The organism is Nocardioides faecalis (assembly GCF_018388425.1).
In the GTDB taxonomy this organism is placed as follows: Bacteria; Actinomycetota; Actinomycetes; order Propionibacteriales; family Nocardioidaceae; genus Nocardioides; species Nocardioides faecalis.
This window is the reverse complement of sequence record NZ_CP074406.1, coordinates 1,472,511-1,485,110: the sequence shown is the minus strand read 5'-3', so window position 1 is coordinate 1,485,110 and position 12,600 is coordinate 1,472,511. Positions and strand designations below refer to the sequence as shown.

Sequence of the window (12,600 nt, the reverse complement as noted above, 5' to 3'; positions counted from 1 at the left end):
GGGCCGACAGTGGGCCGGCAGCGGGCAGGCGGCCGGTCTAGCGCACGCCCCAGGCGTAGGTCTGCTTGCGCAGCTTCAGGTAGACGTGGGTCTCGGTCGACACCACGCCCGGGATGGTGCGGATCTGCCGAGAGACGATGTCGAGCAGGTGGTCGTCGCTCTCGCACACGACCTCGGCGAGGAAGTCGTAGGAGCCGGCCGTGATCACGACGTAGGCGATCTCGGCGATGTCGGCGAGGGCGTCCGCGATCGGCTCGAGCTCCCCGGAGGCCTTGATCCCGATCATCGCCTGGCGGGCGAAGCCGACTTCCACGGGGTCGGTCACCGCGACCACCTGGACCACACCGGTGTCCACAAGACGCTGCACACGCTGGCGCACCGCAGCCTCGGAGAGGCCGACGGCCTTGCCGATCGCGGCGTACGAGCGGCGCCCGTCCTCCTGCAGCTCGGCGATGATCTGCTTGGAGACGTCATCGAGCTGGGGAGCCTTCGCCTTCACCTGGCTCATCCTTCCAGCCTGCTGTCCGCCCATGCAAAGCGCAGGTACGGATTCCGTTGCATTCACGTCAACTCTCGACGGAATCGCTTGTCGCTCCCCGGGTCTCATGCCACGATCACGAAAAGGAAGGGAGAGGCGCGTGGCGGGCAACCCTCGAATCAGCCGACGGACGGTGCTGCGTGGCAGCGCGGGCGTCGCGTTCGGCGCGGCCAGCCTGGGCGTGCTGCCGCTGTTCTCGACACCGGACCGGCAGCAGGACCCGAAGGAGTGCCGCTCCGAGGACCGCTCAGCCGACGACAAGCGCCTGCTCGTGTCCAACTGGCCCGGCTACATGGACGAGGACGACGGTGACTACGTCTCCACGCTGACCGAGTTCAGCCGGCGCACCGGGATCGACGTGCGCTACACCGCCGACGTCAACGACAACCTGGAGTTCTTCGCCAAGGTGGTCAACCAGCTGGGCTCCTGCCAGTCCTCGGAGCGGGACCTGTTCATGCTGACCGACTGGATGGCGGCCCGGATGATCCAGGTCGGCTGGATCCAGCCGCTCGATCCCGCCAAGGTGCCCAACCTGCACGCCAACCTGATCGACTCGCTGACCGGCGTCGGCTGGGACCCCGACCGCACCTACTCCGCGCCCTGGCAGACCGGTCTCACCGGGATCGCCTACAACAAGGCGAAGGTCAAGGAGGTGCGCTCGTTCTCCGAGCTGCTCAGCCGCCCCGACCTGCGCGGGCGCATCTCGCTGCTCACCGAGATGCGGGACACCATGGGGCTGGCCCTGCTCGCCGAGGGCGCCGACCCGGCCGACTTCACCGACGCCGAGTGGGAGCGGGCGATGGAGCGGCTGCGCAAGGCCCGGCGCGACGGACAGGTCCGCGCCTTCACCGGCAACGAGTACATCCAGGACCTCGCCGCCGGCAACATCGTCGCCTGCGAGGCCTGGTCCGGCGACGTCGCCGCAGCCGAGGACGAGAACCTCGTCTTCGTCACTCCCGAGGAGGGCCAGATGATCTGGTCGGACAACATGCTGGTGCCGAACCTCTCGCCCCACAAGGCCAACGCCGAGACCTGGATCAACTACTACTACGAGCCGGAGGTGGCGGCGAAGCTCGCGGCCTACGTCTGGTACATCTGCCCGGTCAAGGGCGCCCGTGAGGCCATGGAGAAGGTCGACCCGAGCCTGGTCGACAACCCCCTGATCTTCCCCACCGAGGAGTCGGCGGCCACCACGCACTCGTTCATGGCCCTCGAGGAGTTCCAGATCCGCGCCTACGAAGGAGATTTCGCCGATGTCGCTGGCGGCTGACAGCTCGCGGAGCCTCCGGCTCACCGCGCTCACCAAGGAGTTCTCCACCTTCACCGCGGTCGACTCCCTCGACCTCACCGTGCCTGCCGGCACCTTCTTCGCCCTCCTCGGCCCCTCAGGGTGCGGGAAGACCACCACGCTGCGGATGGTGGCAGGCCTGGAGGTGCCGACCTCGGGCGCCATCCACCTCGGCGACGACGACATCACCTACACCAAGCCCTACCGCCGGCCGGTCAACACCGTCTTCCAGAACTACGCGCTCTTCCCGCACCTCGACATCGCCGAGAACATCGCGTTCGGGCTGCGCCGGCGCAAGGTCCGCGAGGTCGACGCACAGGTGGCCGAGATGCTGGCGCTGGTCGAGCTGGAGTCGCAGGCCGACAAACGCCCGGCCATGCTCTCGGGTGGCCAGCAGCAGCGGGTGGCGCTGGCCCGGGCGCTCATCAACCGGCCCGAGGTCCTGCTGCTCGACGAGCCGCTCGGCGCCCTCGACCTCAAGCTGCGCCGCGCCATGCAGATCGAGATCAAGCGGATCCAGACCGAGGTCGGCCTCACCTTCGTGCACGTCACGCACGACCAGGAGGAGGCGATGACGATGGCCGACACCATCGCGGTGATGAACGCCGGCGTCATCGAGCAGATGGGCTCCCCCTCCGAGCTCTACGAGAACCCGCGCACCACCTTCGTGGCGAACTTCCTCGGTCAGTCCAACCTCATCCCCGGCACCGTCAGCAGCGCAGGCTCCGACGTGGTGAAGGTCGACATGCACGGCACCCAGGTGTCCATCCCCGCCGCGCGTGCCCACGTCACCAGCGGATCGGGCTGGGTCGGCATCCGCCCGGAGAAGGTGCTGCTGGCCCCCGAGGGCGAGCCGCTCGACGCGCCGGGCAATCACATGCACGGAGCGGTGATCACCGACGTCAGCTTCTTCGGGGTCAGCACCCAGTACGTCGTACGGATGCCGTGGGGCCAGCAGCTCGTCGCCTTCGAGCAGAACACCGGGATCCGCGGCGTGCTGCCGCAGGGCACCCGGGTCGACGTCTCCTGGCGGCCGGAGTTCGCGTTCCTGCTGCCCTCCAGCCAGGACGTGAACGCCGGCGCGGTCCAGGGCGCCCGATGACCACGGCCACCCCGGCCGCCCCGGCGACCCCGACACCTCCCTCCGCCCCGAAGGGCCCGAGAGGCAGGTCGGGCGGGGTGGGCAAGGGGCGCTTTACCGGTTACTGGCTGCTGCTGCCCGGGGCGCTGTGGCTGGCCGTGTTCTTCGTCGTCCCGCTCTACTCCCTGCTGGCCGCGAGCCTCTACGACCCCGAGGGCTCCGTCCTGACCGGGTACGACGTCTCCTACCGCTTCGCGAACTTCACCGACGCGCTGGCCGAGTTCTGGCAGCCGCTGGTCCGCTCGCTCATCTACGCCGGGATCGCCACCGTCATCTGCCTGGTCCTGGGCTACGTGCTGGCCTACGCGATCGCGTTCAAGGCGGGCCGGTGGCGCACCTTGTTGCTGGTGCTGGTGATCGCGCCGTTCTTCACCAGCTTCCTGGTCCGCACGCTGTCGTGGAAGCTGATCCTCGGCGACGACGGGTTCGTGGTGGGCACACTGCAGACGCTGCACCTGATGGGACCCGACGACCGGCTGCTGGCGACACCGGTGGCGGTCATCGCCGGGCTGACCTACAACTTCCTGCCGTTCATGGTGCTGCCGCTGTACGCCAGCCTGGAGAAGATCGACCCCCGCCTCATCGAGGCGGCCGGCGACCTCTACGCCTCCCCCACCCGGGGCTTCTTCAAGGTGACGGTCCCGCTGTCCATGCCCGGTGTCGTGGCCGGCACCCTGCTCACCTTCATCCCCGCCGCGGGGGACTACATCAACGCCGAGCTGCTGGGCAGCCCCAACGAACGCATGGTCGGCAACGTCATCCAGAACCTGTTCACCACCACCGGCGACTACGCCACCGCCGGCGCGCTGTCGGTGGTGCTGATGGTGCTGATCGTGGCGATGGTCGTGGCCTACATCCGCAAGTCCGGGACGGAGGACCTGGTGTGAGCGCCCTGCAGCGAGCCGGCCGATGGATCGGTGACCACCTGGTGATGGCGCTGGGCGCGCTGGTGCTGGTCTACATGTTCATCCCGATCGCGGTCGTGATGCTGATGAGCTTCAACGACAACAGCCGCTCACGCAACGTCTACGCGTTCCGCGACTTCACGCTGGCCAACTGGGCGGACCCGTGCAAGCCCGACGGCATGTGCTCGGCGGTGCTGCGCAGCGTCGAGATCAGCCTGCTCGCCACCCTGGTCGCCACGATCCTGGGCACCCTCGCCTCGTTCGCCCTGGTGCGCCACCGCTTCGCCGGCCGGTCGGTGATCAACTCGATGATCTTCCTGCCGATGGCGGCACCGGAGATCGTGATGGGCTCCTCCCTGCTCGCCCTCTTCGTCTCCGCCGGCTTCGGTGGGCGGCTGGGCTTCTGGACCATCCTCATCGCCCACGTCTCGTTCTGCCTGTCGTTCGTGGTGGTCACCGTCAAGGCGCGCCTCAACGGCCTCGACGAGAACCTCGAGCAGGCCGCGATGGACCTCTACGCCAACGAGGCGACGACGTTCTGGCGGGTCACCTTCCCGCTGGTCTTCCCCGGCATCCTGGCCGCCGCGCTGCTCAGCTTCTCGCTGTCGTTCGACGACTTCATCATCACCAACCTCAACGCCGGCCAGACCGTCACCTTCCCGATGTACGTCTGGGGCGTCTCCCAGCGCGGCGTGCCGATGCAGGTCAACGTCATCGGCACGGTGATGTTCCTGCTCTCGATGACCCTCGTCCTGGGCAACATGCTCGCCAGCCGCAGGCGCGCTCGCACCTGAGGCGGCGGCCCTGCCCCGAGCAAGCCCGCTCAGAGCAGGCTCTGGGCCTCGGTGAGCACGCTGCGCAGCACCTGCTCGATCTCGTCGAAGTGCTGCTGGTCGCAGATCAGCGGCGGCGAGAGCTGGATGACCGGGTCGCCGCGGTCGTCGGCGCGGCAGTAGAGCCCGGCGTCGAAGAGCGCCTTGGACAGGAACCCGCGCAGCAGCCGCTCGGACTCGTCGGCGTCGAAGGTCTGCTTGGTGCTCTTGTCCTTGACGAGCTCGATCCCGTAGAAGTACCCGTCGCCGCGCACGTCGCCGACGATCGGCAGGTCACCGAGCTTCTCCAGCGTCTTGCGGAAGGAGCCCTCCTGGGCGCGGACGTGCTCGAGCACGCCCTCGGTCTCGAAGATCTCCAGGTTCTTCACCGCGACCGCGGTGGCGACGGGGTGGCCGCCGAACGTGTAGCCGTGCGCGAACGTCTCGGCGCCGTGGGCGAAGGGCTCGTAGAGCCGCTCGGAGGCGATCATCGCGCCGAGCGGGGCGTAGCCGGACGTGATGCCCTTGGCGCAGGTGATGATGTCGGGCTGGTAGCCGTAGCGCTCGGCGCCGAACATGTGCCCGAGCCGGCCGAAGGCGCAGATGACCTCGTCGGAGACGAGCAGGACGTCGTAGGCGTCGCAGATCTCGCGGACCCGGGCGAAGTAGCCGGGCGGCGGCGGGAAGCACCCGCCGGCGTTCTGCACGGGCTCGAGGAAGACGGCGGCGACGGTGTCGGGGCCCTCCGCCTCGATGGCCACCGCGATCTGGTCGGCGGCCCAGCGTCCGAATACCTCCTCGTCGACGGTGCCGTCGGGACCGGCGAGGAACGACGGGGCCCGGTAGTGGTTGGTGTTGGGCACCCGGAAGGTGGAGGGCACCAGCGGCTCGAACTGCTGCTTGAGCCCGGGCAGGCCGGTGATGGACAACGCCCCCTGGGTGGTGCCGTGGTAGGCGATCGCGCGGGAGATCACCTTGTGCTTCATCGGCTTGCCGACGAGCTTGAAATAGTTCTTCGCCAGCTTCCAGGCCGACTCGACCGCCTCGCCGCCGCCGGAGGTGAAGAAGACCCGGTTCAGGTCGCCGGGCGCGTAGCCGGCCACCTTCTCGGCCAGCTCGATGGCGCTGGGATGGGCGTAGGACCACAACGGGAAGAACGCGAGCTCGCTCGCCTGCTTCGCGGCGACCTCGGCGAGCTCGGTGCGCCCGTGGCCGAGCTGGCTCACGAACAGCCCGCCGAGGGCGTCGAGGTAGCGGCGCCCCTTGGCGTCCCAGACGTAGGCACCCTCGCCGCGCACCATCACCGGCACGTCGGCGGTGTCGTAGGAGGACATCCGCGTGAAGTGCATCCACAGGTGGTCGCGCGCGGACTGCTGGAGCGCGGCGTGCGTCTGCTCGTCGTAGGTCACCGGCTCATGGTCGCGCGCGACCTCCGCCAGAGCAAGTCCAGACGAGTGATTCAGTTGTCTGTTCACGAGATTGCAACGGATTTCGTTGCTCCGGCGCTGTCCGGGGCTCGGAATGCTGGCTAGGCTCCCGGAGCATGACCACGCTGCGCAACCTCATCGACGGCGAGCTCGTCGACGCCGCCGACGGAGCCACGTACGACGTCGTGAACCCCGCGACCGGCAAGGCTTACACCACCGCGCCCGCCAGCGGCGCCGAGGACGTCGACCGCGCCATGCGCGCCGCGGACCGGGCCTTCGCATCCTGGGGCGAGACCACACCCAAGGAGCGGCAGGAGGCGCTGCTGCGGATCGCGCAGGCACTGGAGGACCGCAGCGACGAGCTGGTCCGCGTCGAGTGCGAGAACACCGGAAAGCCGCTCGCGGTGACCGCCGAGGAGGAGCTGCCGCCGTGCGTGGACCAGCTGCGGTTCTTCGCCGGCGCGGCGCGGGTGCTGGAGGGGCGCGGCAGCGCCGAGTACCTCGCGGACCACACCTCCTGGATCCGGCGCGAGCCGATCGGGGTGGTGGCGCAGGTGACGCCGTGGAACTACCCCCTGATGATGGCGATCTGGAAGATCGCGCCCGCGCTGGCCGCCGGGAACACCGTGGTGCTCAAGCCCAGCGACACCACCCCGGCCAGCACCGTGCTGCTGGCCGAGCTCGCCAACGAGCACCTGCCCCCCGGCGTCCTCAATGTCGTGTGCGGCAACCGCGACACCGGACGCGCGCTGGTGCAGCACCCCACGCCCCGGCTGGTGGCGATCACCGGCTCGGTGCGGGCGGGCACCGAGGTCGCCACCGCGGCGGCCGCCGACGTCAAGCGGGTGCACCTCGAGCTCGGCGGCAAGGCGCCCGTGGTCGTCTTCGACGACGCCGACGTCGCCTCCGCCGCCGAGGCGATCGCCACCGGCGGGTACTTCAACGCCGGCCAGGACTGCACCGCCGCGACCCGGGTGCTGGTCGCCGACGGCATCCACGACGACTTCGTGGCCGCGCTGGCCGAGCAGGCCAAGGCCACCCGGACGGGCCTGCCTGAGGACGCCGGTGTGCTCTACGGCGCCCTCAACAACCCCGACCAGCTGGCGCGGGTGGCCGGGATGGTCGACCGGCTCCCCGACCACGCCACCATCCACGCCGGCGGGTCGACCGCCGAGGTCGCCGGCGGCGAGGGCGGCTACTTCTACGCCCCCACCGTGGTCTCCGGGCTGCGTCAGCCGGACGAGGCGTCGCAGGACGAGATCTTCGGGCCGGTGATCACCGTGCAGCGCTTCGCCGAGGAGGCCGAGGCGCTGCGCTGCGCCAACGACGTGCGCTACGGGCTCTCCGCCAGCGTGTGGACCAAGGACCATGCCCGTGCGATGCGGATGTCGAAGCGTCTGGACTTCGGGGTGGTGTGGATCAACACCCACATCCCGTTCGTCTCGGAGATGCCGCACGGCGGTTTCGGGCACTCCGGCTACGGCAAGGACCTGTCGATGTACGGCCTGGAGGACTACACCCGCATCAAGCACGTCATGTCCTACATCGGGGAGTGAGGCGGCCATGACCGCGATGCGGATCCTGCTCGTCGGCGCCGGCGGCGTGGGCGGCGCGTTCGCCGCGATCGCCGCACGCCGGGACTTCTTCGAGACGCTCGTGGTCGCCGACCACGACCTCGCCCGGGCCGAGCGGGCCGCCGGCATCGACGAGCGGTACGTCGCCGCACAGGTCGACGCCTCGAGCACCGACGCCGTGCTCGCCCTGTGCCGCGAGCACCGCATCACCCACGTGATGAACGCCGTCGACCCGGTCTTCGACATGCCCGTCTTCGACGCCGCGCTGGCCGCCGGCGCGGACTACGTCGACATGGCGATGTCGCTGTCCCGGCCGCACCCGGAGGCGCCGTACGAGCGCTGCGGGGTGAAGCTGGGCGACGAGCAGTTCGCCAAGGCCGGGCAGTGGGAGACGGCCGGCCGGCTCGCCCTGGTCGGCATGGGCGTCGAGCCGGGGCTCTCCGACGTGTTCGCCCGCTACGCCGCCGACCACCTGTTCTCCGAGATCGACGAGCTCGGCACCCGCGACGGCGCCGACCTGGTGGTCACCGACGAGCACGGCAACGAGGTCTTCGCACCGTCTTTCTCGATGTGGACCACCATCGAGGAGTGCCTGAACCCGCCGGTGATCTGGACCGGTGACGGATCCGGGGCGGGCACGTGGCACACCACCGCGCCGTTCAGCGAGCCGGAGCTCTTCGACTTCCCCGAGGGCATCGGGCCGGTCGAGTGCGTCAACGTCGAGCACGAGGAGGTGCTCCTGATGCCGCGCTGGATCGACTGCCGCCGAGCCACGTTCAAGTACGGGCTGGGCGAGGAGCTCATCACCATCCTCAAGGTGCTGCACACCCTCGGCCTCGACTCGACCGAGAAGGTCCGGGTCAAGGGCGTCGAGGTCAGCCCCCGCGACGTCGTCGCCGCCGTGCTGCCCGACCCCGCCGGCATCGGCCCCCGGATGCGGGGGAAGACGTGCGCCGGGCTGTGGGTCACCGGCACCGGCAAGGACGGCCGGCCGCGCTCGACGTACCTCTACCACGTCGTCGACAACGAGTGGTCCATGGCCGAGTACGGGCACCAGTGCGTGGTCTGGCAGACCGCGATCAACCCGGTCGTCGCCCTGGAGCTGCTCGCCACCGGCGTGTGGCAGGGCAGCGGCGTGCTCGGCCCGGAGGCCTTCGACGCGGTGCCGTTCCTCGACCTGCTCACCGCCTACGGCTCCCCGTGGGGCATCGAGGACCGGGAGCCGGCGGTCCTGGTGAGCACGCCGGTGCACGGCGCCGGGCGGATCGCCCCGGCCGACGCTCCCCCGCTGTCATGAGCCCGCAGGCCGCGCATGCGCTCGCCGACGCCGCCGCCCCGGCCGTGCTGTGGCTGGACACGCCCGACCGGCCCGCGCCGCGGCCCTCGCTGGCCGATCTGCCCGCCACGCAGCCGCGCACCGAACCGGTGGACCTGGTGGTCGTCGGCGGCGGCTTCACCGGGCTGTGGGCGGCGCTGCGGGCCGTGGAGCGCGAGCCGGGCCGCAGCGTGCTGCTGCTGGAGCGGGACCGGATCGCCGAGCACGCGACCGGGCGCAACGGCGGCTTCTGCGAGGCCAGCCTGACCCACGGCGAGGAGAACGGCCGGACCCGTTGGCCCGAGGAGCACGACGTCCTGCACCGCCTCGGGCTGGAGAACCTGGACGCGATCGAGGCGACGGTGGCCCGCTACGGCATCGAGTGCGGGTTCCGGCGCAGCGGCCAGCTGACGGTCGCCACCCGCCCGCACGAGGTGGCCGCGCTGGACCCCGCCGCGCCCGGCTTCCTCGACGCCGCCGCCGTCCGCGGGCTGGTCTACTCCCCCGGCTACCTGGCCGGCCGGCTCGACGCCGACGGCTGCGCGATGCTCGACCCGGCCCGGCTGGCGTGGGGCCTGGCACAGGCCGCGGAGTCCCTCGGTGTGCGGATCGCCGAGCACACCGGTGTCACCGGGATGCGCCGCAGCGGCGACCTGGTCGAGGTCGCGACGTCGTACGGCGTGCTGGCCGCGCGGCAGGTCGTGCTCGCCACGAACGCGTTCACCGCGCTGCTGCCCGCGGTCGCCCGGCGGGTGGTGCCGGTCTACGACCACGTGCTGGCCACCGAGCCGCTCACCGCCGCGCAGCTCGACTCGATCGGCTGGTCGCAGCGCTTCGGCATCGCCGACGCCGGCAACCTCTTCCACTACTACCGGCTCACCGACGACGACCGGATCCTGTGGGGCGGCTACGACGCCGTCTACCACTTCCGCCGCGGCATCGACCCCGCCCACGAGCAGCGCCCGGCGACGCACCGGCTGCTCGCCGAGCACTTCTACGCGACCTTCCCGCAGCTCGCCGACGTCGGGTTCAGCCACCGCTGGGGCGGGGTGATCGACACCTGCTCGCGGTTCTGCGCCTTCTTCGGCACCACCGGCCGGGTCGGATACGCCGCCGGGTTCACCGGGCTCGGGGTCGGCGCCTCCCGCTTCGCCGCGGACGTGGTGCTGGACCTGCTCGACGGCACCCCGACCGAACGCACCCGGCTGCGGATGGTGACCGAGCGGCCGTGGCCGTTCCCGCCCGAGCCGCTGGCCTGGACCGGCATCCAGCTGACCCGCTGGGCAGCAGCACGCGCCGACGCGACCGGGCGGCGCAACCTGTGGCTGCGCACCCTGGACCGCCTCGGCATGGGGTTCGACTCCTGAGGGCTGTCCCGCGCCGGCGCTACTGCGCGGCGAGGTGCATGGCGTGCTGTGCGTGGAACACCCGGCGGGCGTGCCAGCCCAGCACCCCGATCAGGGCGACCAGGTAGGCACCGACGCCGAGCAGCAGCGCCACCGGCGCCTCGTCGCGGTTCGCCGCCCCGAGCACCGTGACCAGCACGACGACCGCCTCCAACGTGAGCACGACCAGCGCGATCAGGTTGAGCCGGCCTGCGGCCAGGACGAAGCAGGCGACCGCGACGAACAGCACGTGCGGCAGCAGGGTGCCGAACGTGAGGTCCGTGGTGAGCGCGAGCAGCGCCAGCAGCGCCTCGATCGCCAGTCCCACCCCCACCGCGGCGGCGGTGACCCGGGACGACGCCGCGACCGGCGCCAGGTCGACGTACCGCGCTGCGGGATCGTCGGCCTGCCGCGCGCCGGCCGGGGCACCGTGGTCGTCCTGATCGTCGCGGTCGTCCAGGTCGTCGTGGTCGACGAGGTGGCCGCCGGGATGCGTCACCGCGCTCGGCGCGCCCATCAGCGCGTCGATGCCGCTTGCGTGCGCCGGCTCGACGGGGTCCGTCGCGGGGGCGTCCTCGTCACCCGGCAGCGTCCACGCCAGCTCCTGCAGCTCCAGGTGCATCCAGTCGTCGTCCAGCCGGAGGCCGGTCGCGCGCTCCAACACCGCCAGCACGCCGTCCTCGGCGAACGCCTCGCTCCCGAGCGCCTCCTCCTCGACCCAGGCCTCGCCGCCCTCGGAGACCGTCTCCGCGCCGTACAGCACCCGTTCCCGTGCCCGGGCGCCGTCACGGAAGCGCAGCACGTACACGTCGGCGGTGCTGCCCAGCGCCACCCCCGCCAGCGGAGCACCGGTCGTCGCGGCCGCCTCGTCCGCGACGTCCAGCAGTCGCGGGTCGGCGCAGACCAGCACCAGCCGGCCGTCGCGGAGCACCGCACACGGCTGCTCCTCACCCAGCGCCACGTCGCCGGTGACGACACGACCCGTGGGGTGCACGCCCAGCCGGGCCAGGTCCGCCACGTCGACTCCGGTCAGCACGGCCACCGCACAGTTCAGTCCCATGCGGCGACCCTGCCACGCCGACCGCCGGCGTCCCACGGCGGCGCGCGCGGCCGGGCAGATGGGTGGGGGACGCGCCACAATCGAGACATGCCGGAGCCGACCCTCGTACGAGGTGACATCACCACCCAGGTCGTGGACGCGATCGTCAACGCCGCCGACACCCGGATGCGGGGTGGCGGCGGCGTCGACGGCGCCATCCACGCCGCGGGCGGGCCGGCGGTGCTGGCCGACTGCATCGCCCGCTTCCCCGATGGCCTGGCCACCGGCGATGCCGGCTGGACCACCGCCGGCCGGCTGCCGGCGCGGTGGGTGATCCACACCGTGGGCCCGAACTACCGCGCCGGCCAGCGGGACCGTTCGCTGCTCACCTCCTGCTACCGGCGGTGCCTGGAGGTGGCCGGCGAGCTCGGGGCGCGCAGCATCGCCTTCCCGCTGATCAGCGCGGGCATCTTCGGCTGGCCCACCGACGACGCCGTGGCCGCCGCGGTGGAGACGTTGCGAGCCACCCCGAGCGAGGTGAGCGACGTGCGGCTGGTGGCGTTCGGCGCGGACGTGCACGACCTGATCGCCGCGGCGCTGGAGCACTGAGGGACTGAGGGACTGGTGCGGGCCGGGCGCTGGGCCTAGGCGGTGTCCGCTGCGGCGCTCTCGCCGCCGGCCACCCGGCGCAGCTGCGCGCCGAGCGAGCCGTCCGGGTCGGTCAGCTCGCCGGCGACCGTGCGCAACCAGCTCTCCTCGGTCCTGCGGACCAGCCACCCGCCCGCACCGAAGAACGCGCCGAGGAGCACGAGACCGAGAGCGTCCGGCTCGACGAGGAGGCAGAGCAGCCCGAAGCCGAGCAGGAGCGCGGCCACCATGGCCAACGGTGCCACGAGCACCACGTGGTTGAGCCGACCGGAGCGCAGCTCGCCCTCGATCCGCAGCCCGCCCCGGGGTCGCGGCGTCACGTCCAGGTCGCCGACGGCGCGGGCACCGCCGTACGGCGTCGCGTAGCCGGAGGACACCTTCAGCCGCTCCCGCCCCGGGACCTCGCCCGGCACCAGCTCGGCCTGCAGGACCGGCGGCGCCGCGGCCAGCGCCGCCCGCAGGCCTGCCACGTCACCGGGCAGGTCGGCCTGCAGGTGGAGCCGGGCGCGGCGCAGCAACCGCATCGTC

At 71.4% G+C, this 12,600-nt stretch carries 12 protein-coding genes; 8 read left to right on the top strand and 4 right to left on the bottom strand.

Features of this window, described 5'->3' with window-relative positions; translation table 11 throughout:
• Nucleotides 1-37 precede the first annotated feature (37 nt).
• Nucleotides 38-508 (bottom strand): Lrp/AsnC family transcriptional regulator, encoded by a 471-nt coding sequence (locus KG111_RS06845; RefSeq protein ID WP_213450028.1) that lies wholly within the window; start codon nucleotides 506-508, stop codon nucleotides 38-40.
• A 163-nt stretch (nucleotides 509-671) separates the two neighbouring features.
• On the opposite strand from KG111_RS06845, the gene KG111_RS06840 reads away from it, so the two are divergent.
• The 4 genes from KG111_RS06840 to KG111_RS06825 all read left to right on the top strand — a co-directional run bounded on the left by KG111_RS06840 (nucleotide 672) and on the right by KG111_RS06825 (nucleotide 4,666).
• Nucleotides 672-1,808 (top strand): polyamine ABC transporter substrate-binding protein, encoded by a 1,137-nt coding sequence (locus tag KG111_RS06840; protein ID WP_249666337.1) that lies wholly within the window; start codon nucleotides 672-674, stop codon nucleotides 1,806-1,808.
• The gene (locus KG111_RS06835) at nucleotides 1,792-2,928 is read left to right on the top strand and encodes an ABC transporter ATP-binding protein (protein WP_205291502.1); all 1,137 of its coding nucleotides are present in this window, start codon (nucleotides 1,792-1,794) and stop codon (nucleotides 2,926-2,928) included. Before KG111_RS06840 ends, KG111_RS06835 begins: the two co-directional genes overlap by 17 nt.
• A gap of 77 nt (nucleotides 2,929-3,005) precedes the next feature.
• Nucleotides 3,006-3,854 (top strand): ABC transporter permease, encoded by an 849-nt coding sequence (locus KG111_RS06830; protein WP_249666336.1) that lies wholly within the window; start codon nucleotides 3,006-3,008, stop codon nucleotides 3,852-3,854.
• Nucleotides 3,851-4,666 (top strand): ABC transporter permease, encoded by an 816-nt coding sequence (locus KG111_RS06825; protein ID WP_249666335.1) that lies wholly within the window; start codon nucleotides 3,851-3,853, stop codon nucleotides 4,664-4,666. Before KG111_RS06830 ends, KG111_RS06825 begins: the two co-directional genes overlap by 4 nt.
• A gap of 29 nt (nucleotides 4,667-4,695) precedes the next feature.
• On the opposite strand, the gene KG111_RS06820 is transcribed toward KG111_RS06825, so the two are convergent.
• The gene (locus KG111_RS06820) at nucleotides 4,696-6,093 is read right to left on the bottom strand and encodes an aspartate aminotransferase family protein (protein ID WP_205291504.1); all 1,398 of its coding nucleotides are present in this window, start codon (nucleotides 6,091-6,093) and stop codon (nucleotides 4,696-4,698) included.
• Nucleotides 6,094-6,227: 134 nt separating this feature from the next.
• Between KG111_RS06820 and KG111_RS06815 the strand changes: the two genes are divergently transcribed.
• Genes KG111_RS06815 through KG111_RS06805 form a run of 3 tightly spaced genes read left to right on the top strand, consistent with a single transcriptional unit; the run spans nucleotide 6,228 to nucleotide 10,367 of the window.
• Nucleotides 6,228-7,667 (top strand): gamma-aminobutyraldehyde dehydrogenase, encoded by a 1,440-nt coding sequence (locus KG111_RS06815; protein ID WP_205291505.1) that lies wholly within the window; start codon nucleotides 6,228-6,230, stop codon nucleotides 7,665-7,667.
• Nucleotides 7,668-7,674: 7 nt separating this feature from the next.
• Entirely contained in the window at nucleotides 7,675-8,982 is a 1,308-nt protein-coding gene (locus tag KG111_RS06810) for a saccharopine dehydrogenase family protein (protein WP_240195693.1), read from the top strand.
• Complete coding sequence (locus tag KG111_RS06805) at nucleotides 8,979-10,367, top strand: NAD(P)/FAD-dependent oxidoreductase (protein WP_205291506.1); 1,389 nt, start codon at nucleotides 8,979-8,981, stop codon at nucleotides 10,365-10,367. Before KG111_RS06810 ends, KG111_RS06805 begins: the two co-directional genes overlap by 4 nt.
• A gap of 19 nt (nucleotides 10,368-10,386) precedes the next feature.
• Here the strand turns inward: KG111_RS06805 and KG111_RS06800 are convergent, their stop codons facing one another.
• On the bottom strand, nucleotides 10,387-11,445 hold the full coding sequence (locus KG111_RS06800) for a hypothetical protein (protein WP_205291507.1): 1,059 nt from the start codon (nucleotides 11,443-11,445) through the stop codon (nucleotides 10,387-10,389).
• A gap of 87 nt (nucleotides 11,446-11,532) precedes the next feature.
• Here KG111_RS06800 and KG111_RS06795 point away from each other — a divergent pair, with 87 nt between their 5' ends.
• A complete protein-coding gene (locus tag KG111_RS06795) occupies nucleotides 11,533-12,033 on the top strand; it encodes an O-acetyl-ADP-ribose deacetylase (protein ID WP_205291508.1) in 501 nt (166 codons plus the stop codon).
• Between the two features lie 35 nt (nucleotides 12,034-12,068).
• Here the strand turns inward: KG111_RS06795 and KG111_RS06790 are convergent, their stop codons facing one another.
• Nucleotides 12,069-12,596, bottom strand: coding sequence for a hypothetical protein (locus tag KG111_RS06790; RefSeq protein ID WP_205291509.1), 528 nt, complete (start codon nucleotides 12,594-12,596; stop codon nucleotides 12,069-12,071).
• Between the last annotated feature and the right edge of the window lie 4 nt (nucleotides 12,597-12,600).